Annotated in this window: 23 protein-coding genes; all 23 read left to right on the top strand. The window is 32.5% G+C overall.

All coding sequences use genetic code 11. The features are described 5' to 3' along the window. The first annotated feature begins 23 nt into the window (after window positions 1-23). The 23 genes from BHF68_RS15175 to pyrB all read left to right on the top strand — a co-directional run bounded on the left by BHF68_RS15175 (window position 24) and on the right by pyrB (window position 23,921). A complete protein-coding gene (locus tag BHF68_RS15175) occupies window positions 24-200 on the top strand; it encodes a small, acid-soluble spore protein, alpha/beta type (protein ID WP_176719937.1) in 177 nt (58 codons plus the stop codon). Next, window positions 197-847, top strand: a complete 651-nt coding sequence (locus BHF68_RS12200) for a hypothetical protein (RefSeq protein WP_069643945.1) — start codon at window positions 197-199, stop codon at window positions 845-847. Before BHF68_RS15175 ends, BHF68_RS12200 begins: the two co-directional genes overlap by 4 nt. A gap of 74 nt (window positions 848-921) precedes the next feature. After that, the gene (locus tag BHF68_RS12195) at window positions 922-2,319 is read left to right on the top strand and encodes a DUF512 domain-containing protein (RefSeq protein WP_069643944.1); all 1,398 of its coding nucleotides are present in this window, start codon (window positions 922-924) and stop codon (window positions 2,317-2,319) included. Then, a complete protein-coding gene (gene der / locus BHF68_RS12190) occupies window positions 2,312-3,625 on the top strand; it encodes a ribosome biogenesis GTPase Der (protein WP_069643943.1) in 1,314 nt (437 codons plus the stop codon). Before BHF68_RS12195 ends, der begins: the two co-directional genes overlap by 8 nt. Window positions 3,626-3,654: 29 nt before the next feature. Then, window positions 3,655-4,251, top strand: coding sequence for a glycerol-3-phosphate 1-O-acyltransferase PlsY (plsY, locus tag BHF68_RS12185; protein ID WP_069643942.1), 597 nt, complete (start codon window positions 3,655-3,657; stop codon window positions 4,249-4,251). Between the two features lie 10 nt (window positions 4,252-4,261). Further along, the gene (locus BHF68_RS12180; protein ID WP_069643941.1) at window positions 4,262-5,278 is read left to right on the top strand and encodes an NAD(P)H-dependent glycerol-3-phosphate dehydrogenase; all 1,017 of its coding nucleotides are present in this window, start codon (window positions 4,262-4,264) and stop codon (window positions 5,276-5,278) included. Window positions 5,279-5,585: 307 nt separating this feature from the next. Continuing rightward, complete coding sequence (locus BHF68_RS12175; protein ID WP_069643940.1) at window positions 5,586-6,167, top strand: phosphate propanoyltransferase; 582 nt, start codon at window positions 5,586-5,588, stop codon at window positions 6,165-6,167. A gap of 23 nt (window positions 6,168-6,190) precedes the next feature. After that, window positions 6,191-6,928, top strand: coding sequence for an MBL fold metallo-hydrolase (locus BHF68_RS12170; protein WP_069643939.1), 738 nt, complete (start codon window positions 6,191-6,193; stop codon window positions 6,926-6,928). Beyond that, complete coding sequence (gene mnmM, locus BHF68_RS12165) at window positions 6,925-7,509, top strand: tRNA 5-(aminomethyl)-2-thiouridylate-methyltransferase MnmM (RefSeq protein WP_069643938.1); 585 nt, start codon at window positions 6,925-6,927, stop codon at window positions 7,507-7,509. The genes BHF68_RS12170 and mnmM overlap by 4 nt, the downstream gene beginning before the upstream one ends. A gap of 43 nt (window positions 7,510-7,552) precedes the next feature. Next, window positions 7,553-8,167 carry a hypothetical protein gene (locus tag BHF68_RS12160; RefSeq protein WP_069643937.1) on the top strand — a complete coding sequence of 205 codons (615 nt, stop codon included), beginning with the start codon at window positions 7,553-7,555 and terminating at the stop codon, window positions 8,165-8,167. Window positions 8,168-8,291: 124 nt separating this feature from the next. Then, window positions 8,292-9,632: a tRNA (N6-isopentenyl adenosine(37)-C2)-methylthiotransferase MiaB gene (gene miaB / locus BHF68_RS12155; protein ID WP_069643936.1), complete on the top strand. Its 1,341-nt coding sequence runs from the start codon at window positions 8,292-8,294 to the stop codon at window positions 9,630-9,632. Next, a complete protein-coding gene (locus BHF68_RS12150) occupies window positions 9,619-9,975 on the top strand; it encodes a YlbF/YmcA family competence regulator (protein WP_069643935.1) in 357 nt (118 codons plus the stop codon). Before miaB ends, BHF68_RS12150 begins: the two co-directional genes overlap by 14 nt. A 159-nt stretch (window positions 9,976-10,134) precedes the next feature. Continuing rightward, window positions 10,135-10,698, top strand: a complete 564-nt coding sequence (gene cotE / locus BHF68_RS12145; RefSeq protein WP_069643934.1) for an outer spore coat protein CotE — start codon at window positions 10,135-10,137, stop codon at window positions 10,696-10,698. Between the two features lie 125 nt (window positions 10,699-10,823). Further along, window positions 10,824-12,185: a YheC/YheD family endospore coat-associated protein gene (locus BHF68_RS12140; protein WP_069643933.1), complete on the top strand. Its 1,362-nt coding sequence runs from the start codon at window positions 10,824-10,826 to the stop codon at window positions 12,183-12,185. Then, window positions 12,182-13,543 carry a YheC/YheD family endospore coat-associated protein gene (locus tag BHF68_RS12135; RefSeq protein WP_069643932.1) on the top strand — a complete coding sequence of 454 codons (1,362 nt, stop codon included), beginning with the start codon at window positions 12,182-12,184 and terminating at the stop codon, window positions 13,541-13,543. The genes BHF68_RS12140 and BHF68_RS12135 overlap by 4 nt, the downstream gene beginning before the upstream one ends. A gap of 3 nt (window positions 13,544-13,546) precedes the next feature. Beyond that, on the top strand, window positions 13,547-14,899 hold the full coding sequence (locus BHF68_RS12130; protein ID WP_069643931.1) for a YheC/YheD family endospore coat-associated protein: 1,353 nt from the start codon (window positions 13,547-13,549) through the stop codon (window positions 14,897-14,899). A gap of 35 nt (window positions 14,900-14,934) precedes the next feature. Then, window positions 14,935-16,410 carry a putative amidoligase domain-containing protein gene (locus tag BHF68_RS12125; protein ID WP_069643930.1) on the top strand — a complete coding sequence of 492 codons (1,476 nt, stop codon included), beginning with the start codon at window positions 14,935-14,937 and terminating at the stop codon, window positions 16,408-16,410. Between the two features lie 64 nt (window positions 16,411-16,474). Beyond that, a complete protein-coding gene (mutS, locus tag BHF68_RS12120) occupies window positions 16,475-19,072 on the top strand; it encodes a DNA mismatch repair protein MutS (protein ID WP_069643929.1) in 2,598 nt (865 codons plus the stop codon). A gap of 15 nt (window positions 19,073-19,087) precedes the next feature. Further along, window positions 19,088-20,872, top strand: coding sequence for a DNA mismatch repair endonuclease MutL (mutL, locus tag BHF68_RS12115; protein WP_069643928.1), 1,785 nt, complete (start codon window positions 19,088-19,090; stop codon window positions 20,870-20,872). Beyond that, window positions 20,873-21,664 (top strand): class I SAM-dependent methyltransferase, encoded by a 792-nt coding sequence (locus BHF68_RS12110; protein ID WP_069643927.1) that lies wholly within the window; start codon window positions 20,873-20,875, stop codon window positions 21,662-21,664. It begins immediately after the preceding gene. Continuing rightward, window positions 21,664-22,596, top strand: a complete 933-nt coding sequence (gene miaA / locus BHF68_RS12105) for a tRNA (adenosine(37)-N6)-dimethylallyltransferase MiaA (protein WP_069643926.1) — start codon at window positions 21,664-21,666, stop codon at window positions 22,594-22,596. The genes BHF68_RS12110 and miaA overlap by 1 nt, the downstream gene beginning before the upstream one ends. A gap of 53 nt (window positions 22,597-22,649) precedes the next feature. Beyond that, on the top strand, window positions 22,650-22,886 hold the full coding sequence (hfq, locus tag BHF68_RS12100) for an RNA chaperone Hfq (protein ID WP_069643925.1): 237 nt from the start codon (window positions 22,650-22,652) through the stop codon (window positions 22,884-22,886). Window positions 22,887-22,994: 108 nt separating this feature from the next. After that, entirely contained in the window at window positions 22,995-23,921 is a 927-nt protein-coding gene (gene pyrB / locus BHF68_RS12095; protein ID WP_069643924.1) for an aspartate carbamoyltransferase, read from the top strand. Window positions 23,922-23,939 lie beyond the last annotated feature (18 nt).

Raw genomic sequence — 23,939 nt, 5'->3', positions numbered from 1 at the left:
ATACATTATGTGTGGTGATATCTATGAACATAGAATTTGATAATTTATCAGAATTAGATCGTGAACGACTTAAGTATGAATTAGCTAAGAATATAGGTGTTAAAAAGTATTTGGGAGATGATTGGGGAGACATATCTTCTAAACAATGCGGTATAATAGGCCAAAAAATGAGAGGCATAAAGAAGAGGGTTAAAAAATGAGCCAAGGCATAATTGCTAGTATATTAGTAATTTGTTTTATAATTTTAGTATTGACTGATTGGTTTGAAGCTTTACTAAAAAGTTTAAAGTTAAATAAATACTATGTCGTTTTAATACTGCTTAGTTACTTTTATCTAACGACATTGTGGATTTCAATTCCATATTTCAATCTTCATATTAACGTAGGTGGAACGGCACTTCCTATTATATTAATGCTATGGATATATATAAAATTCTTGAATTTTATACAAATTAGTGAAACGATAAGTGTAAGCATGTTAGTAGCAAGTTTATTACTTTTAGTGCACGAGGTTTTTCCAAAGGACCCGAAGCTTTTTATTATTGACCATTTTATAACTTATCCTTTACTTTTAGCAGTAGCAACCGTAATAATTATAAAGAGACCAATAGCTGAACATTCGTTAATAAATCATAAAGCAATAGCAAGTCTTATTTCAACAATATTGATATTAGATATGCTATCTATACTATATATACCTAGGGAACATTTTGCTTATATTGGTGATGGATATGCCAATGATTTGCTTTTTTTGTCTGTGCTATTAGTGGGAATAATATATAAAATTATAGAACTAGCTTTACTAAGAAAAAGAAATGCTATTTTTAGAAGCAATAATTTAAACTAGTAATTACTTGACTGTTTCATATGAGTATTAGATAATATTTAAATGCACACGAGTATTAAAGGGGATTTGTTTTTATGGGGAAAATAGCGAAAATTTATCCAGGAAGTCTAGCGAATGAGTTGGATTTATCCATAAATGATGAAGTGTTATCAATAAATGGACAAAAAATCCATGATATTCTGGACTACCATGTATTAATGAGCGATGAATATGTTGAAATAGAAGTAAAAAAAACTAATGGTGAACAAATTATCTATGAGGTTGACAAGGAAGAAGATGAATTGCTTGGGGTAGCATGGCAGCACCCCACAATAGATAAAATTAAACTTTGTCATAATAAATGTATTTTTTGCTTCGTTGATCAAATCCCAAAGAATATGCGAAAAACCTTACAATTTAGAGATGATGATTATCGCTTATCATTTCTCCATGGTAATTATATTACACTTACAAATGTAAATGAAACGGACTTAAAGCGAATTGTTGCATTAAGACTATCTCCTATTAACATTTCAGTACATACGACAAATTCACAATTACGCAAAGATATGCTCGGAAACAAAAAAGCTGCTGAAATATTAGAGCAAATAAAATATTTGGCTGATCATGACATTGAGATGCATACACAGGTTGTACTATGTCCTTCAATTAATGACGATAAAGAACTTGAGAATACTATAAGTGATTTAAGGGGATTTTTCCCTAAAGTAAAAACTTTATCGATTGTACCTGTAGGATTAACTGATTTTAGAAATCAATTACATGATATTAAGCCGTTAACAGAGTATGATGCCATCAAAACAATAGAAATTATTGAATCCTGGCAGAACAGAAATTTAGAGGAATTCAACAATGCATTTGTCTATGGAGCAGATGAATTATATGTTTTAGCTAATAAAGAAGTTCCTGAGGCTAAATATTATGATGGGTTTGAGCAAACTGAAAATGGAGTAGGTTTAATTCGACTCTTTTTAGACGAATTAAATTGTAACGCTGAAGGTTTGTCAAAAATAGACTCTACAAAGAAATTTTTGATTCTTACTGGGAGCTCGGCTCAAAGCACAATTGAAACAACCATAAACATAATCACTGAAAAAACCTCACTCGACATTAATTATCTTGTAATACCAAATCGTTTTTACGGTGATAAAGTTACGGTTACTGGTTTAATTACAGGTTATGATATAATTGAGGAATTACAAAATAATAAAAAAATTAAATATATGGATTATGATGAAATAATAATTCCAGATATAATGTTAAAGGAAGATGATAATATTTTTTTAGATAATATACATGTATCAGAGGTAGAGAAACAAATTGGGAAAAAGCTTACCATTGTAGCGACAAATGCCAGTGGCTTGATTGAAAGTGTTACTCAGCAGCCATTAACAAATCGTTTTCAAAAACAAGCTAATAAAGAATACCAGTTACGTTCACAGCGTTATGAAAGGTGTGATTTTTTTGCGTAAACCAGTAGTTGCAATTGTTGGAAGACCGAATGTTGGCAAATCTATGCTTTTTAATCGAATTGTAGGGGAAAGGGTAGCAATTGTCGAAAATGAGCCAGGGGTAACAAGGGATCGTTTATACGCTAGTGCAGAATGGGTTGGAAGAGAATTCAATCTTATTGATACAGGCGGTATAGAAATAGATGATGATGATAAAATAATAAATCAAATTCGGGTACAAGCAGAAATTGCCATAGATGAAGCTGACGTCATTGTGTTTGCAGTAGATGGTACTACAGGAATAACTAACTCTGACCAAGAGGTTGCCAAAATTCTATATAAGAGTAATAAACCTATAGTTTTGGCAGTAAATAAAGTAGATAACCCGGAACTAATTCATAATACTATAGAATTCTATGCACTTGGCTTAGGTGAGCCGCATGGAGTATCATCAATACATGGTTTAGGTATAGGAGACCTATTAGACTCGGTAATAGGTCATTTTAAAGATGAAGATACAAGCGGTGTAGATGATGATATAATACGTGTCGCTATTATAGGACGACCTAACGTTGGAAAATCTTCACTTGTTAATGCTATCTTAGGTGAAGATAGGGTTATAGTTAGTGATATTGCAGGCACTACGCGTGATGCCATAGATACAAAATTCAAGGCAGATGGACAAGAGTATATACTTATTGATACCGCGGGTATTCGTAAGCGGGGAAAAGTTTATGAAAAAGTAGAAAAGTATAGTGTGCTTAGAGCCATGTCAGCAATAGAAAGCGCTGACGTTTGTCTAATAGTAATAGATGGTTCTAAAGGGATTATTGAACAAGATAAAAAGATTGCTGGGTATGCCCATGAGGCTGGAAGAGCTTGTATTTTTGTCGTCAATAAATGGGATATCGTAGAAAAAGATGATAAAACATATGATCAGTTTGCAAAAAAAATACGTGATAACTTCTTATTTATGGACTATGCACCAATTGTGTTTTTATCAGCATTAACAAAAAAACGATTACATACATTAATTCCAATGATTAAATTCGCATCTGAGCAGCATTCTCTAAGGGTAGAGACTCACTTATTAAATGAATGCTTACGTGATGCCTTGGCTATCAACCCACCACCAACAGATAAGGGAAGACGACTAAAAATATTATATATGACACAGGTTTCTGTTAAGCCTCCTACATTTGTTATATTTGTTAACGATCAAGAATTGCTTCATTTCTCATATGAGAGGTTTTTAATTAATAAAATTAGAGAAAGATTTAATTTCGAAGCAACACCAATTCGCTTTATAATTCGAGAGAAAAATTAGAAAATATATAGACAAAGAGGAGAAAGCATATGTTAATGCTTGTAGCTATTTTAATAGGCTATTTAGTGGGTAGTGTTAGCTTTAGTTATATAATAGGCAAGCTATGGAAAGGCATTGATATTAGACAGCATGGTAGCGGAAATGCAGGTGCAACAAATACGCTTAGAGTGTTAGGTACTGTTCCAGGTATAATTGTCCTGCTGCTAGATGGCTTTAAGGGTGCACTTGCAGTAGTAATAGCATTATATATATCCAATAATGATCCAATTACAATGATAGTTGCTGGAATAGCTGCGATTATAGGTCATAATTGGCCGATTTATCTAAAATTCCAAGGTGGAAAAGGTGTTGCAACAACCATTGGTGTTGTTGCTAGTTTGGTGTTTATACCAGCGTTGTTATCAGCTCTAATTGCGATTGTTTTTTTAGCGCTTACTCGTTATGTATCTCTTGCATCTATAATTTTCACTGTTTTAATTCCTATATTTATACTTTTATTAGACTATCCAATCACATATTTTGTGTTTACTATTATTATGGCGATTTTGGTTTGCGTGAGACACATTGAGAATATAAAAAGATTAATTAAAGGAACCGAACGTAAAATCGGTGAACGCACGTCTTAGGGGTGAAGCTATGAATAATGAAGTAGTTGTTATAGGTGCGGGTAGCTGGGGTACAGCTTTGTCACTTGTACTTGCAGAAAACAAAAATAAAGTTACATTATGGACTAGAACAAGTGAACATGCAGCTTTTTTAAATAAGCATCATATAAATCCTAAATATTTGAAGGATGTAAAAATACCTGACTCAGTTATAGCAACGTCTGACCTTGAACAGGCTGTAAAAGGCAAAAAATTTGTGGTTTTGGTTACACCTTCTCATTCATTAGAGAAGTTACTACCAGAAATTAATCAATACATTACTAATGAAACAATAATTATACACGCCATTAAAGGAATAGATCCAGTATCCTTAAAACGCGTCTCAGAAATAATATTAGAATGTTTACCAAACCTTAACGCTAATCGGTTAGCTGTACTATCAGGCCCAAGCCATGCTGAAGAAGTTGCATTAAAGAAGCCAACTACGGTTGTTATAGCCTCAGCTATCAGCAGCACGGCAGAGCATGCTCAGGATTTATTTATAAATAAGCATTTTCGTGTATACACGAATACGGATGTAATTGGCGTTGAGCTAGGCGGAGCACTAAAAAATATTATTGCATTAGGTGCTGGAATATCTGATGGTTTAGGGTTTGGAGATAATGCAAAAGCTGCTCTAATGACTAGAGGTTTAACTGAAATTACCAGGCTAGGTGTTTATTTGGGCGCTGAGCCTACTACATTTTCTGGACTTGCAGGTATTGGAGATTTAATTGTAACTTGTACAAGTATTCACAGTAGAAATTATCGGGCAGGAAAGCTAATTGGTCTTGGTAATAGTCTGGAAGAGACCTTAGAACAAATGGAAATGGTTGTTGAAGGAGTTCGTACAACTAAGGCAGCGTATATTCTATCTCAAAAGAATAGTGTTGATATGCCAATCACATCCCAGCTTTATAAATTATTATTTGAAAATAAAGATGCTAAAGAAGCTGTAGAAGATTTAATGGCTAGAGTAAAAAAAGATGAACATGATGATTATAAGTAATACATAATTCAGTGAGCTTTCATATTTTGAAAGCTTTTTTAATGCAGCTTTTTATTACAAGAAATTTGTTTAATTGTATATAATAATATAAGTAAGATTAAAGTCGAAATTATATAGTTATTACTATACAGTTTTTTAAAAATATTAATGCAGTTATAAATAAAACATGGTAATATAAGGGGAGTAATATTAAATAAGGCTATCTGTATTAGCTTTATATACTATCTGTTGCTATACAGCTATAATTATTTATGACTAGTTATATAATTGGATATGATTCTTAATTAGTATAGAGAGGGTGTTAGAAATGCAAGTGCCAGTTGGGATTTCGAATCGACATATACATTTATCTGATAGAGAAGTAACGATATTATTTGGTGATGATTATGAATTAACACCTTTTAAACCTCTATCGCAACCTGGGCAGTATGCAGCCGAGGAAGTCGTGACCGTTAGAGGACCTAAAGGCTCTATTGAAAAGGTACGTGTTCTGGGACCAACACGTAGACAAACACAGCTTGAGATTTCTAGAACTGACTGTTTTACACTTGGTGTAAAACCACCAGTCAGGGATTCAGGTGATTTACAGGGAAGTGAATCTATAGAAATTATTGGTCCTAAGGGTAGTGTTACCATAGAAGAAGGTGTTATAATAGCACAAAGGCATATACACATGCATACTAAGGATGCAGAGAACTATGGATTAGAAGATAAGGATAGAGTTTATGTTAGGACTGGTGGGGATCGGTCAATTATTTTTGAGAATGTCCTTATTCGAGTGGGCGATACTTTCTCCTTAGAATTTCATGTAGATACTGATGAAGGCAATGCAGCTTCATTAAAAAATGGACAACTTGTAGAAATTGTAAGTATCCATATCCTTCGTTGATTTTAATATTAGAGGTGTAGTTAATGAAATTAATAGTATTAGGGGCTAATAGTCCATTCCCAGCTGCCAATGGAGGAACTTCTGGCTATTTACTTCAGACAACTGAAGGAAATATATTAATTGATTGTGGAAGCGGTGTACTGAGCTATCTACATAATTATTTGCCTAGTTACGAATTGGACGGCGTAATCATTTCACACACTCATGCTGATCACATAACTGATTTGAATGTTCTTAAATATGCTATAGATATTCCAATTCAGAAAAAAATCACTGATAAACACCTGTATTTTTATGGTCCTGAAGAACATGAACAGGAATTGAAGTGTTATCAATATAAGAACAGCTTAGTATTCAAAGCTTATTCAGGCGAAGACGAGCTTTCAATAGCTGGCACTAAAGTTTCTTTTTGTAAAACAATACACTCTATACCTTGCTACGCAATGAAAATTATTTATGAAAATTTAACAATTGTTTATACCGCTGACACAGAATACTCAGAAGAGTTAATTAGTTTTGCTAAAGATGCGGATTTCTTAATAGCTGAATCTACAATGTTAGATAAAGATATTAAACCAAATAGCGGGCATTTAAGTGCTAAGCAAGCGGCAATGATGGCAAGTAATGCAAATGTCAAACAATTATTATTAACACATCTATGGCCGTATTATGATGATATTCAGTACTTGAATGAGGCACAACAATACTATACTGGCCCTATAACAATTGCAGAAAGAGGTCAGGAGTATTATATAAAATGAGAAAACTATTACCCGTAATTCAGTTTGCACATCTACTTGCTGCTTCTAAGCTCCAATCAGGCGGTAATGCAATTGATGCTACAGCAGGAAATGGCAATGATACGTTGTTTTTAATCAATCATTTATCAAAAAACTCAAAGCTATACATCTTTGATATACAAGAAGATGCCATTAGACAAACGAAGCAGAGACTACATGAACATTTAACACAGGCTGATTTTAATAAGTTAAACCAAAGATTGTTTTTCTATTGTGCTGGTCACCAAGATATGGACATGTATGTTAAAGAACAAGTTAAAGTTATAATGTTTAATCTAGGGTATTTACCAGGTTCACAATCGAAAATCATCACCAAGCCGTACACTACATTAAATGCACTAAAAAAAGGTTTGAAGCTGTTACTTCCTAATGGACTAGTTAGTATAATTTTATATCCTGGACATGATGGTGGACAAGAAGAAGCAGATCTTGTTACAGATTATGTATCACGCTTAAATACATATGAATTTGGAGTTATACAGTACAATAATATTAATAAAGAAAAAGCCCCATATTTAATTGCTATTGAGAAAAAGAGATAGAAGTGATTTAATAGAACTATAGTTTTTAGATAAAGGGGGCAATATGAACTTGATTGCTTTTATATATATTTTACTTTTAGTAATAACGCTTTTAACAGCAACAATTACTTACGTTACTTATAAGAACGGGAATAATTTATTCAAATTCTGGTTAGTTTTATTAATCTTTAACGTTGTTATTATAGTAGTATTAACCATAATTACGATTTTTTTTAATCCATTTAATCAAATGGATATTAACCTAACAGACTCTAACGAGTACAACCAACAAGAAGATAATGAAAATAAGCTACAGGAAGATCAAGATAATATAAATAGTGATGAAATTATTGGTCAGGGCAATAATCAAGATGAACCGCATAGGCAATCGTCTAACATTTACATCTTTTTGCTAATAGCTTTGGTATTTGCTTTAAACAGCTTACTAGCTATATTTGTTTATCGTGATGCTGGAGCTAGGGCTGGCGTCTTTGGTGCCTTACCATGGGCTATAATAGTATTTTTAACGTCGATTATTGGTTTAGGTATATACCTATTAGTTAGACCTGTTGGGAATGTTATAATATGTAATAATTGCAAAAAACTCAGGCTTGATACTATACCTTATTGTCCTCATTGCTACGAGAAGCTAGAATTACCTAAAGATGAAGATAAATAAAAAATTTTAAAGATTACTGGTGGAAGCTCCAGTAATCTTTTGTCGATTTTATTATAAAACTTTTTTTGATATAATAGTACAGTTAAAGAAAAAATATAGTTATAACTTTATAGGAGTGTAAATTATGGAAGTTAAAAATAGAAGGAAATATTTGTTTAGAACCTATGGGTGTCAGATGAATGAACATGATACTGAGATAATGGAGGGTATGTTAAATGAGCTTGGATACGCTCCAACAACCACGGAAGAAGATGCGGATTTTATAATATTTAATACATGCTCAGTTCGTGAAAACGCAGATAATAAAGTTTTTGGTGAAATAGGTAGAATGAAAAATTTAAAGCGTTCTAATCCTAATATGCTGCTTGCTTTATGTGGTTGTATGGCTCAGCAACAGACTGTTGTTGATCGTATATTAAAATCTTATCCACAGGTAGATATGGTATTTGGAACGCATAACATACATAAGCTGCCAGAACTAATTGAGCAAGCATTTTTGAGTAAAGAGACAATTATAGATGTGTGGCAAACAGAAGGGGAAATAGTAGAAAATCTTCCAAGAGCTAGAAAGGACGGACTTAAAGCTTGGGTAACTATAATGTATGGCTGCAATAATTTTTGCACGTATTGTATAGTTCCACATACCCGCGGAAGGGAACGAAGTCGTTCTTTTGAAAACATAATAACTGAGATTAAGCAGCTAAAAGATGAAGGGTACAAAGAAGTTACCCTTTTAGGACAGAATGTTAATTCCTATGGCAATGACTTAGAAGATAACGTCGATTTTCCAACTTTACTTAAAGAAATAGACAAAATAGGTATTAATAGAATTAGGTTCATGACAAGCCATCCTAAAGATTTTACAGATGAACTGATGGATGTAATTAAAAATAGTGAAAATATCTGCGAGCAAATTCATTTGCCGTTTCAAGCAGGTAGTGACGAAGTCTTAAAACGCATGAACAGGAAACATTCACGTGAATGGTATTTAGATAAAATTAATGCTATTAAAAACAACATACCAAATGTAGCACTAAGCACAGATATTATCGTTGGGTTCCCAGGGGAAACAGATGAACAGTTTGAAAAAACATTAGATATGGTAAGACAGGTTGAATTTGACATTGCTTATACTTTTATATATTCCCCTAGAACTGGAACACCTGCCGCTAACTTAGAAGACAATATATCTCTAAGTGATAAAAAACGAAGGCTACAAGCACTAATACAAACACAAAATGATATCAGCAAAAAGAAGAATTTAGAATATGTTAATAAAACTGTCGAAGTACTTGTAGAAGGTTATAGTAAAACAAACACTGACAAATTAACGGGAAGAACTAGAACAAATAAAGTTGTAAACTTCTTTGGAGAAGATACTTTAATAGGTCAACTAGTTAATATTCGTATTGAAACTGCTAAGACTTGGAGCTTAGAAGGAGTTATTGATAATGATGGAAAATAATTTTGACCCTATGGAATTACTTAACAAAGCCCATAGTTTAGGTTTAGAGATAGCCGAACTAGATTTTGTAAGACAATACAGGGATCTAGAGAAACAAATAAATGACAATGATAAAATCCAACATTTACTGAGTATAATGAAAGAGTCTAATCAAGAAGAGTATAAACAGATTTATGAAGAACTACTTTCGATACCACTTTTCAGCGAATATATAGAATTACAACAAGAGGTAGAAGAATATCTGAAAAATTTAATACATATTTTTGTTAAAGCAGTTTCGCCAAATATAATGGTTAACGACCACGCTAAAGGCGGTTGTAACCATTGTAGTGGTTGTCATTAATAAAAAGCTCACATTTTTTTTAAAAATGTGAGCTTTTTTATGCACTATAGGCACATATCCTGCATACAATTGAACTAAAAGCCGATATGGGCTTATTCTTCGCAATCAAAACATTTGATTATCTAAGAAGTAATAGAAAACGAAAGAGGAGGTTACATTATGGTGTATATCGATAATCAGGTAAATACTCGCGAAATATTTACTAAAGCTGTATGTGCAAAAGGTCGCAAGTATTCGCAAGCCGTCCATATAGTAAAACCAGCTAATTCGCCAACTAGTATTTTAGGTGCTTGGGTTATTAATCACACTTGTATGTCAGAAAAAGTTGGTGACGTAGTAGAAATTACTGGAACATACGATGTGAATATTTGGTATTCCTACGATGACAATACCAAAACTACTGTAGCAAAAGAACTTGTTACTTATGTTGAAGAGATTTCTATGGATATGATGGATAATAATAGCACTGGTAGTAATATGGATGTTATAACTATTGTAAAACAACAGCCAAATTGTCTAGAAGCTAAAGTGAATGAAGAAGGAGACAGCATCCGTGTTAAAGTAGAAAAAGAGTATTACGTTGAATTAGTAGGAGAAACAAAAATAGCTGTATTAGTTGTAGAACCAGATGAAAAGGACTTTGATGATTCAGATTTCATTGATGATGAAATTGAAGAAGATAATCAACTAGATACCGATATTTTAATTGATGACGAAGATTAATTTTAAAGTGTATACACTTGGGCTTAGGCCCTTTTTTTTTGCCTTTTTACTTCAGGCTACTTAATCTCACACTTTCAAGCTGATTTAAGCATAGACTAATGCTAGATAGCAATAGGGGGATTTATATGGAGATATACAAATATAATATCAAAGTACTAAAAGACAAAGAACTTAGTATAGTATTACCTAAATCTATGCAAGCACATGAATACTTTGAGGAAATAGTAGAAACATCAGTCGCTTTTGGTCAACATTGTATTAATGCAGCTGTTAGCTTTCACAATAAAGAATACTTAATAATATCAGATAGGTTAGCAGCGAAGCTTTTGTTTCCGTTTAATAATGTGGAGATGCACGTCAAGGTAACTAAATCTTCAGTAGCTATTGGCCCTTTAGTCGCTGTATATGTTAAAGAAAACGAGCAAGGTCAATTTGGTTTGCTAGACACATTATTAAAAGATTTAGCTAGAATTTCCCATCAACTAGGGGTAGCGTTAGGTGTATTTAGTCCTAATAATACAGATTTTCACAAAGAAACAATCAATGGTTATATATACAATGAAAATACATCTGAATGGGTTAATAGATTGCTTCCTCTTCCTAATGTTATATTTGATCGAGGTATCTATGGATCTAGTACAGAATGGGCGATTGCCCATGAAGAACGCAAACGATTTCAACAATATTCCAATATATTAAAATATAACTCCTCTATTGGAGACAAATATGAAATACACACAATTCTAAATAAAAATCCAATGGTAAGTCCATATCTCCCTGATACGGTAAAATTCCAAACATTTAATGATTTTATGAACATGATTGAAAAACATCCTTCTTTATATATTAAACCAATAAATGGCACTCAGGGCCAGAATATCTATAAAATAAAAAAACAAAAGAACATCATAAAAATATTTTCTAATAATACTCAGAGTACTAGTAAAAGAATGAATCAAGCAAAGAATTACATTGTTAAATATTTTATAAAAAATAAACGAAAATTCCTAGTACAGCAAGAGATAAATTTAGTAAAGAGTAACAATCGAATTATCGATTTTAGAGCGCTACTACAAAAAAAGCCAAATTTACGCTGGGGAGTAACAGCAATTATTGCACGAATAGGTAAGGAACACGATATTACAAGTAATTTGGCAAGCGGAGGCACTGTTAAAGATGGTGAATTAATAATCAATAAAATATCAAAGATAACTGGTAAAAAACCTGGATTCCTGTTACAGCAAATAAAAGATATCTCAATATTAGTTGCATATACACTTGAAAACCATTACGGAACATACGGCGAGTTGGGTATAGATATAGGAATTGATAAATCTGGCAAACCATGGATTATAGAAATTAATCCCCGTCCTGGCAGAAAAGCATTAAAGCTTATTGACAAAAATTTACGATTAAAATCTTTACGTATACCTATTGAATACTGCTTGCAGCTCTGGCTAAAGCATTGTGAGGGTGGTCTAAAGTGAAAAAAAGCATTTCTATTATTGTAAATAATGATTTAGATATAAATGAAGTGAAATTGTATACATCACAAACAAATAAAGGTAAGTACTCTTATTATATAATTCAATTCGGTAGCAAGAAGGCTAGGATAAACCTTACTAAAAACATTGATAAAAATGAAAGAATTGAGCTATCTCTTAAGCTATTTAACATACTTAATCTATCAGATGAAAATCTTGTTATTAAGTATGAAATTAATGATAGAAAACAAACACTTATTCTCGGCCCGCTAATAGGAATTTTTATAAGAAAAAGACGGAATAACAAAAGCTTATCGGTGCTACAAAAGAAAGTACTTGAACATTACTTTAATCACGCTAAACAATTAAATTATGTAGCATATGCATTTAATGCAGATGATATAAACTGGCAAAAAAAAATAATACATGGATACCTGTTGATAAATGGTAAATTAACAAAAAAATATATGCCTTTTCCGAATGTTATGTATGACCAGAATTCTTCAAGAACATATGAGAAATTACCTAATGTAAAAAAATCCCTTGAGAAACTTCATAATAAAGTTCTTCATTACTTTAACCCTGGATATTTAGACAAATGGGAGATATTTAATTATATAACTGAACACGAGATTGCGAAAAAATATCATCCTCCAACAGTTCTTTTAGAGAATGTAAATCAAGTAGCTAAAGAAGTTAATAAATATAAGCTTGTATATTTAAAACCAATCAACGGTAGTCAAGGACGAGGCATTATTACAGTTACAAAAAACAAAAATGTATTTGAGTATAAATACCAAGGTAATACATTAATTGCAGGAAGTGCGAATAATATAGCAAGGCTTGAAGAATTTATAAGTAACATTGTTAAGAAAAGGAAATACATTATTCAAAGAGGCTTACCATTAGTAAAATACAAAGGATCACCTCTTGATATTAGAGTACTAATGCAAAAGAATGAAAAAGGCAATTGGATCAGAACAAAAATGTTTGCAAGGGTATCTAAACCAGGTTCAATTACCTCAAATTTAAGTTTAGGTGGAGAGGCAAAAACTTTAGATGATACATTAACGGAGTCGTTCTCTGCATCCATGATTAAGAATATAAAGAAAAAATTGATTATAGCTTCGAGAATTATCCCAAAAGCACTTGAAGAGCAGTCAGAAAAAAAATTTGGTGAATTAGGATTAGATTTAGGAATTACAAATAACGGAGAGATTTGGCTAATAGAAATAAATTCAAAGCCGTGGAAAGCAATAGAAACAACAGAAGGCTCTGAAGAGCTTGTAGAAAAATCTTTCAGAAGACCTATAGAATACGCTGGATACTTAGCTAAAGATGGATATCAAAAAGAGGTGTAGTACATGTTATGTACTTTTTATTTAAAAAAAGCAAAACTTCATATAAGATTCCATAAACTTGATAATTTATTAAAAGATAGATTGGAACCCTTAAAAATATTTTGGGGTAATCTCGAACTAGCCACAATTTCCCCAAAAACTAACTTTGTTGTAGATAAAATGTACTCTTTTAAGATGAAAAACGAAACACAAATTTCAACCCCTGCTATTATAATGAAGTATAAGATAGAGAATCATATCGTTAATATAGCACCAATAGTCAGTATTTTGTTAGACCCTATGTCAGTACCAGGAAAAACCGTTAAGAGTAAGAAAGGGAAGATGATTGTTTTAAACCAGCTTGCAGAAAAATTAAGCAAAAAAGGTTTTGCTGTAACAGCCATACATCCCGAGAGCGTAACTTGCTATAATCAAACAACTATTTCTGGTTATGTATACACTTGCTCATCTGAAGGTGATAAATATACTTGGGAAAAAGCTGTTTTTCCTTTTCCTAAGGTAATATACAACCAAATATCTGCCAGGAAATGGGAGGCGCTTGAGACCTCAAAGTACGCTAAGGAGGTCATAGTTAAAAAGATAGGAGAAGGATTTTTTAATGCTTGTTTTCTAAATAAGTATGAGTCATACAGTATACTTTCAGAAAACCCTTATCTTAAAAACTTCTTGTTAGACGTGAAAATTTATAACGCGAATAATGCTGTTAAGATGTTAAAAAAATACGATATGTTGTACTTTAAACCCATCAGTAATTCTTTAGGAAATGGGATATGGAGACTGCTAAAACTTAAAGACAGGAGGTTCGTATTTCAAACTAAAAGAGATAATAAAGTAGTTAATTATGTTAGTAAAAATGTTCGTAAACTATTACAATTATTTGAGTCAAATATAGGGAATACAAGATATTTAATTCAACAAGGTGTTAAGTTATTACGCCATGATGATAGAATATTTGATATTAGAGCATTGACCCAGAAGAACTGCCTTGGGGAGTGGAGTTTAACAGGATCAGGAGCAAGGGTAGCAGCACCAAACGCGTTTATGACCCATGTACCAAACGGTGGAGAAATAATGGATTTAGATTTGATTTTAAGAAATACAATTGATGATAAAGAGAAACTAAATGATATTTATAAACAACTAAATGAAATGTCGACAGAAATACCAAGAACCATTGAAAAAGAATTTGAAGTAAACTTTGGTGAGATGTCAATGGATATTGGGATTGATAAAAACAACAATTTATTTTTAATAGAAATAAATGCTAAACCAATGCGATTTGATGAAGTAGAAATACAAGAGGAAGCAGTTAATAAATTATCAGCATACATTTCATATTTAAGCAACTGGGAATAACTGCCCAATCAACCTTGAAGGGGGCGACAGACATTGTGGAATGTAAGATTAACTATGCTAATCAAGAGTATGTCAAAAAATTAGAAAAAAATATTAATAAAGAATTAAAATCAATTTTTAAAAGTAAAAACAACAGTTCCGCAAATAGTGTTTTATTAAATTGGGGCAAAGAAAATAATTATAATGATTTAGAGTTTGACTATGTTTGTAATCCTGCCCATGGATTAAATAATATTAAAAATAGGCTAAGAATGTTCAAGATTCTTAAGCTTAATGGCATAGAAATACCTCCGATAAAAAGAATAGGTGAGACAGAGTCTGGTATAGCGCGATATAAAGTGGAGAAAGTAAATACGATTCGAAACTACCGTGTTTTTGTATTTCAATTTAATACGGTAATCATGTACCGTTCTAATGATAATTTAGTCTGGTTATCACAAAAACCCTCTAAAGTAAATATTAAATATTTTGAGACTGCAGAGAGTGAGAATAGAGAAACCCAAAAAGTTGCACAACTGGCCCAAAGAGCAGTCTATTCTTTGGGGTTAGACTTTGGCTCTGTTTGGATAGGTGTAACAAGCTCTAAGAAAAATATCGTTCTAAATGTTGATAGCGCTCCTATTCTAAACATAAAAAGGGAAAAGTTATTTAGGCAAGCAATTGTGTCTTTCATAGAGCAATATAATAACGATAAGTTGTCGACAAACCCTGTCTTAGGTGCAGATCCGGAGTTTATGTTTAAAGATAATAAAGGAAAAATGATTTTAGCATCCAAATATTTTTCTAAAAATGGTAGTGTAGGTTGTGATGCTAGGACAATTAATCGAAATAAAGCTAAACGTCCATTAGGAGAAATCAGACCTGAACCTAGCAGTAATCCTCAACAACTACTTGAAAACATAAGAAATATTATGGCAGAAGCAGTTGGTGTAGTAAATTCTAATAAAGTCTCTTGGGTAGCGGGTAGCATGCCTTTCAAAGGCTACGCCATTGGAGGTCATATACATTTTAGCAACGTTAAATTAAATACACCAATGGTAAGAGTGCTTGATAGCTATCTAGCTCTTCCATTAGCTTTAATAGAAAATCCTGTAACAGCAAAACAAAGAAGACCTAGATACGGATTTCTAGGTGATGTTCGTACTCAATTCCATGGCGGCTTTGAGTATCGCACTTTAAGTAGTTGGGTAGTTTGTCCGAAAATTAGTAAAGCAGTTTTATATTTAAGTCACTTTTTAGTTAAAAACTATACAAAACTAAAGACAAACATCTATGACTCCTATAACCAGCAAAGGCTATTCTATAATGTTAACCGCGCTGAATTGAAAAGTAAGTTTAATATTTTATGGGATGAACTAGAACAAATACCAGGATTTTTATCAGTATATAATCACATTAAGATTGTTCCAGAGATGATAGAAAAAGATGTGATATGGGATGAGAAAGTAGATTTTATAAAGAGTTGGAATATAAATTCACAAAAATTAGTTAGAGAAGCAAAGAGTAGTTAACTGCCTTTGCTTCTTTATCTGTGTTATAATATATCTTAATTTTAAGTGTGGAGGTTTATAAAACGTGGGGAAATATACACCGATGATTGAGCAATATTTACAGATAAAGAAACAATATGGGGATTGTATATTGTTTTTTCAATTAGGTGACTTTTATGAAATGTTTTTTGAGGATGCACATGTAGCATCAAGGGTTTTAGGTATAGCTCTAACTGGTAGAGAAGCTGGACAGGCTGATAGAATTCCAATGTGCGGGATACCTATTCATGCTATGAACAACTACCTACCTAAACTAATTGAAAAAGGACATAAAGTAGCAATTTGCGAGCAAGTTGAAAACCCCGCAGATGTTAAAGGTATTGTAAAAAGAGATGTGGTAAAGATTGTAACACCAGGTCTTAATTTAGAGGAAAAGACTTTAGATGAAAAAAGAAATAACTATATTGTCAGTATCGTAAATAATGACTGTGATGCAGCATTATCTATCGTTGATATAACAACTGGTGACTTCTATGTATGTACTATAGATTACCAATCTTCAGTAAAACGTTTATTTAACGAGGTAATCTCATATAATCCCAAAGAAGTTTTTATAACAGATTCTAATAATAAATTATATCAACTTTTTAAAGATGCTGGTGTTTTTGTCTCCGACTCGAATGCAACTTATATTAATAAAAACATAGATTCACTTGAGTCATTCAATAAACATTTTTCAAATCCAAGTACTTACTATCCAAGTGATATTAATAATTTAGAAAAACAAGCAGTAGGATGGTTATTAGAATATATACATACCACCCAAAGAAGGGCTATACACCACCTATCTAACTTACAGAAGATAAATAAATCACAAAACATGTCGTTAGATTCTAATGCTCGCAGAAATCTAGAAATCACAGAAACAATTAGAACCAAAGAAAAAACTGGTTCATTACTGTGGATTCTAGATCATACTATTACATCTATGGGTGCAAGGCAACTGCGGGCATGGGTCGAAAATCCATTATTAAATAGAACAGATATAGAGAAGCGTCTTGATGCAGTTGAAGAGCTTAGTCGCGATATTTGTATTATTGAAGATCTTAAAAAGACACTAAAGAATATCTATGATATCGAAAGACTAATTAGTAGGCTATCTTATGGGTCAGCTAATGCAAAGGATTTAATAGCATTGAAAAAATCATTGCTTGAGGTTCCATTCATCAAACAAACACTAAGTCAATTAAATTCTCCTTTAATTAAAGACTTAACAGAACAATTAAATGATATGACTCATCTAACTGCATATCTTGAATCTGCTTTAATTGAAAATCCTCCAATGACGATTAAAGAAGGGCAAATGATTAAGGAGCAATTCAATGAAACACTTGATAAATATCGAGATGTTAGTAACAACGGTAGGGAATGGTTAACAAATTATGAAAGACAAGAACGTGAAAAAAGCAAAATAAAGTCTTTGAAAATTGGTTTTAATAAGGTTTTTGGATACTATATAGAAGTAACTAAAGCAAATCTATCTCAGGTACCAGACTATTACCAAAGAAAACAGACATTAACAAATGCTGAAAGGTATATAACAGAAGAGCTTAAAGAGCGTGAGGAACTAATTATTAAAGCTGAAGCTAGCTTGATTGAACTAGAATATCAGCTTTTTATCGAAATTAGAGATTACACATTAGGTTTTTTACCTGCTTTAAAATCGATAGGTAAATCCATAGCTATTATAGATGCGCTTTTATCTTTGGCTATAGTAGCTAAATTAAATTATTATACTCGTCCAGTGTTTAATGATGAAGGAATAATTTCTATAAGCCAAGGTCGCCATCCTGTTGTGGAAAAAGTTCTTGCGTCTGAGAACTACGTGCCAAATGATGTCTCACTAAATAACAAGGGACAGCAAATTCAGTTAATAACTGGACCTAATATGGCAGGAAAATCTACTTATATGAGGCAAACTGCACTTATAATTATAATGGCGCAAATTGGATCTTTTGTTCCAGCAGAAAAAGCTGAGCTATGTTTAATAGATAGAATCTTTACCAGAATAGGTGCTAGTGACGACCTTGCTAGTGGCCAAAGTACGTTTATGGTAGAAATGATTGAGGCAAAGGAAGCTTTATTAGAAGCTACTAATAATAGCTTAATTATTTTAGATGAAATAGGTAGGGGAACTTCTACCTATGATGGAATGGCACTAGCCCATGCTATTATTGAATATATACATGAGCAAGTACAGGCAAAAACATTGTTTTCTACCCATTATCATGAACTAACAGACCTAGAGCAAGAGTTTGCTAGATTAGTTAATTATCATGCTCAATGTATAGAGAAAGATGGTAAAGTTATTTTTCTGCGTCAAATAAAACGTGGTAAAGCTGATAAAAGCTATGGAGTATATGTAGCGCATATCGCAGGCATGCCCCAAAATGTAATTACAAGAGCTAAACACCTATTAAATATGTATGAAAAACAATCAAAACAAGGTGAATCGTTACAATTATCATTTATTGAGACGAAACCAGTAGCACAAGATAAAATAATATCAGATAAAAAAATTGAATTACTTAAAGAGTTAGAAACCAAAAAGATTAATAATATGACACCATTAGAGGCTTTAAATTATTTAGCTAAATTACAAAATGAAATCATTAATTCTTAGTCGGAGTTGGTCAATTTGCAAACTATTAGAATACTCGATGAACACATAGCGAATCAAATTGCAGCTGGCGAGGTTGTAGAAAGGCCTGTATCTGTTATAAAAGAATTAGTTGAAAATGCAATAGATGCTAATTCTACTAGAATAGTGGTAGAAATCCAGCAGGGTGGTCTCGATAAAATAAAGGTAACTGATAATGGCACAGGTATGAGTAAAGAAGATACCCTCCTCGCATTTGAGAGACATGCAACAAGTAAAGTACTTAATGAAAAAAGCTTATTTAAAATAAAAACATTAGGCTTCAGGGGTGAAGCATTGCCTAGTATCTCTGCTATTAGTAAGCTAGAGATTAAGACACGACAACACGCAGCTTCATTAGGAAATTACTTGAGGATAGAAGGCGGGAAAAAAGGTACCATAGAGCCAATTGGGTGCCCTATAGGTACTCAAATTGTCGTTGAGGAGCTATTTTATAATACGCCAGCACGTTTAAAATATCTTAAGACTATTTCTACAGAAGCCAATCATATTAATGATTATTTAATGAAAATGTCTATGGCGTACCCGAATATTAGTTTTAATTACAGTCATAATAATAAACAAATATTTATGACGCAAGGTAATAATTCCTTGCATGATGTTTTAATTAATATATATGGAAGTAATACAAGAGATTACTGGATTCCGATTGCCCTAGAAAATCTAGATTTTAAAATTGAAGGCTATATTGCTAAACCTGAATTTACCCGTTCAAATAGACAACATATTAGTTTTTTCGTTAACGGTAGATTTATCAGAAACCCTAAATTATCAGAAGCAATTGTCAAAGCTTATCATACTTTGACTCCGATTAATAAATACCCAATAACGTGCCTACATATTACTATGGACTATTCCTTAGTTGATGTGAATGTGCACCCAGCCAAATTAGAAGTTAGGTTTAGTAAAGAACAAGAGCTTAATCTATTGCTGCAGGAGTCGATAAATAGAGAACTATTAAGGATTAATCTAGTTCCTGAAATAAGTGCTAAAGAAACAGTAAATAATACACCTAAAGTTAACAACATTTCAAAGGTCGACAACATCTATAATAATTACTCAGAACGTGATACAAAAAAAGTGTTAGCTGTTCATGAACCATTTAAGGAGGATAGTTACACTAATTTAAGCAATAGTCACACTAATACAAGCAAGCAATCAGTGATAGAGTTTGATAACAATGAACATGACTTTAGAATTATCGGACAAGTTCATGGTACATATATCATTGCTGAAGACGATAAAGGTATGTTGTTAATTGATCAACACGCTGCCCATGAGAGAATAAATTATGAAAAGGCACTTAATGCCGTAAAAAATCAAACAATTCGTAAGGTTGAACTTCTTGTTCCTATTCAATTACATTATTCGAAGACAGAAATAGAACTTATTAAAGAACATAAAGAAATATTAGAGCAGTTTGCGTTAGATTTTGACCAATTTGGTGAAAAAACACTTATAATAAGAGCCTATCCAGACTGGATTCCCAACAATAAAGTTTACGAGTATGTAACTTTTGTAATAGACAAAGCGCTGGCTCATACTAACAAAATTAACATTATTGAAATACTGGAGGAGTCTTGTATTTTATTTGCCTGCAAATCATCGATAAAGGCAAATCAACGTTTATCTGTAACAGAAATGGAAAGGTTAATTATAGATTTAAGAAAAACTAGTTCACCTTACACTTGTCCACATGGTCGACCGATATCGGTACATTATAGTACCTATGAAATAGAAAAACTATTTAAGAGGAAGAATTAAATGGATGATGTAATAATTACTACAGCCTCTAGACAGCAGATTGATTTAGAGCCTGTAGCAAGAGAAATCGCAACGGAATGGAATATACCGTATGTAAAAAGAAAAAAACACTCAGTACAATCATTTAATTCCAGGTACAATGTAGATAATGTTTTAGTGCTTGACCATCAAAAGAACATTATATGGCATAATCAACATGGAGCGATAAAATATCATCCAGGAATGGCTCTTATTCGTATAAAGCGACTAATATCTGGCAATAATGATTCCATGATTGACTTGCTAGATATTAAAGATGATAGCATTATACTTGATTGCACCCTTGGTCTAGCAAGTGATGCTATAGTTGCCCAGTATGTTGCTAAAGAAGGGCAGGTCATCGGCTTAGAAGCAGAGAGACTTCTAGCACTCTTTATAAAAAGAGGTTTAACGGTTTATGATGAAGATATAGATTCACAAATCAAACAAGCAATGACTAAAATTAAGGTTATACATATGAATTATAATGAGTATTTACAACAAGCTCCTGATAAATCATTTGATATTGTGTATTTCGACCCTATGTTTAGAGATGGTATTAGTCTATCACCGAATATGCAAATGATTAAAACCCGTTGCTGCAATGATGCAATACCAATCGAGACAATCGAACAAGCCGTACGAGTAGCAAGGAAAAAAGTTGTCTTAAAAGAAACGACTTATAGTAATGAGTTTAAGCGATTAGGGTTCAAGCAGATTATAAGGCCCAATTCATCTTTCACATATGGTATTATAGATGTGGAGGGTTGCTGATGGAAAAACTTGATAATTTAATTGTAATAATAGGGCCCACAGCAGTTGGCAAGAGTCAGTTAGGAATAGATATTGCAAAAAGGCACAATGGAGAAATTATATCAGGTGACTCTATGCAGGTGTACAAAAATCTAGATATTGGCACAGCAAAGGTTACAGTGAATGAGATGGACGGTATCCCACACCATATGCTAGATATATTAGAACCTGACGAAGATTTTTCCGCTGCTAAATTTAAAAGCTACGCAGCTCCGATCATCAAAGATATAAATAGTAGAAATAAGCTGCCAATTATAGTAGGGGGAACTGGTTTATACATTCAATCGCTCATAGATGACTACAATTTTATAGATATTGAGGGCTCTGAGAAATTTAGAGAAGAGAAGCAATTATTTGTAGAGCAATATGGTAGTGAGCTGTTATATAAAGAACTGGTACAAATCGATTCTAATGCAGCAGCAAAAATACATAGTAATGACGTAAAAAGAATAATTAGGGCATTAGAAGTTTATCATTTAACAAATAAAAAAATATCAGAATTGTCAAAAAAAGGAGAGTCTCCGTATAATCTTATCTATATTGGGTTAGAAATGAATCGAAAAGATTTATATGAAAGAATTAACTTACGAGTTGACTCTATGGTTGATAAGGGGCTGATAGAAGAGGTTAAATACTTAAGTAATTTGCATTTGCCGAAGGATAGTACTGCAATGCAAGCAATAGGATACAAAGAATTATTTCCGTTTATTAGGAATGAAATGAGTTTAGATGAATGCATTGAAATACTTAAAAGAAATACAAGAAGATTTGCCAAGAGACAGCTTACTTGGTTTAAGCGCGACCCTAGAATCTGTTGGTATGATGTAGGTAATAATAACTGGTCTACACTTTTACAAAAAATTGATAATTTAATAGCAGGAAAGTTTAACTAATTAGAGAATATACTATATAAGTGTAGAAAAAAAGAAATGCGGAGGGATATTCAATGACAAACAAGCAAATAATTATCCAAGATGTTTTTTTGAACCAATTACGAAAAGATAACATCCCAGTGACTATATATTTAGTTAACGGATTTCAAATTCGTGGTTTAATAAAAGGATTTGATAATTTCACAGTTGTAATCGAAGCTGAAGGAAAACAGCAATTAGTATATAAGCATGCTATATCGACTTTTATTCCTTCCCGTAATGTGAATTTACAACAAGATACAAATGAATAATAATTAAAAAGAAAAATGCAGTGCTCTTAGGGGCTGCATTTTTAGGTTATAATATTTTTAGTTTATAATTAAGTTAGCAAACTATATCAAATATTGGAGGGGAACGGGTTGACATTATATCATGTACTAGGTGCGAAGCAATTTAACAGAGAGTCACTAGATGAAATTATGCAATTGTCAAAAGAGATGGAAGAAGTTGAAAAATCAGGTGGATCAGATATTTTTAATAACAAAATCATGACAACACTATTTTTTGAGCCGAGTACTAGGACAAGGTTATCGTTTGAAGCTGCAATGTCTCGTCTCGGAGGTAAAGTAATAGGCACTGAAAATGCAAACCAATTTTCTTCGGCAATTAAAGGCGAAACATTAGAAGATACAATCCAAGTAGTATCTAATTATTGCGATGTTATTGTAATCAGACACACAGACATAGGTGCAGCAAACCGTGCAGCGGAATCTGCTACTGTTCCAATTCTCAACGCTGGTGACGGTGCTGGAGAACATCCAACACAGGCTCTTTTGGACTTATTTACAATTCAAAAAGAACTAGGTACAGTTGATGACATTTCAATTGCTATGGTTGGAGATTTAACATATGGTCGAACAGTTCATTCACTAGCATATCTTTTAGCAAATTATAGAAATATTAAGATTTATTTTACTGCACCAGAAAACGTACAAATACCTACATATGTAAAAAATTACTTAGAAGAGAATAATGTTAGCTATGAAGAATCTGATGATTTTCAAGCTGTAGCTAAAAAAGTCGATGTAATTTATCAAACTCGTATTCAAAAGGAACGCTTTAGTTCATTGGAAGAGTACCAAATGGCATCGGGTAGGTTTATAATTGATAATCAATTATTAGAACAATTGCAGGAACATAGTATCATTATGCATCCGCTGCCTAGAGCTGGTGAAATCAAACCAGAAATAGATAACGATAAGCGGGCAGCATACTTTAGACAAGCGAGAAATGGACTATTTGTCAGAATGGCATTGTTAAAGAAATGCTTAAAAGCAGACTCATAAGAGCCTGCTTTTTTATTC

The organism is Desulfuribacillus alkaliarsenatis, assembly GCF_001730225.1.
Classification (GTDB): Bacteria; Bacillota; Bacilli; order Desulfuribacillales; family Desulfuribacillaceae; genus Desulfuribacillus; species Desulfuribacillus alkaliarsenatis.
This window is presented reverse-complemented; position numbering and strand designations above follow the sequence as displayed.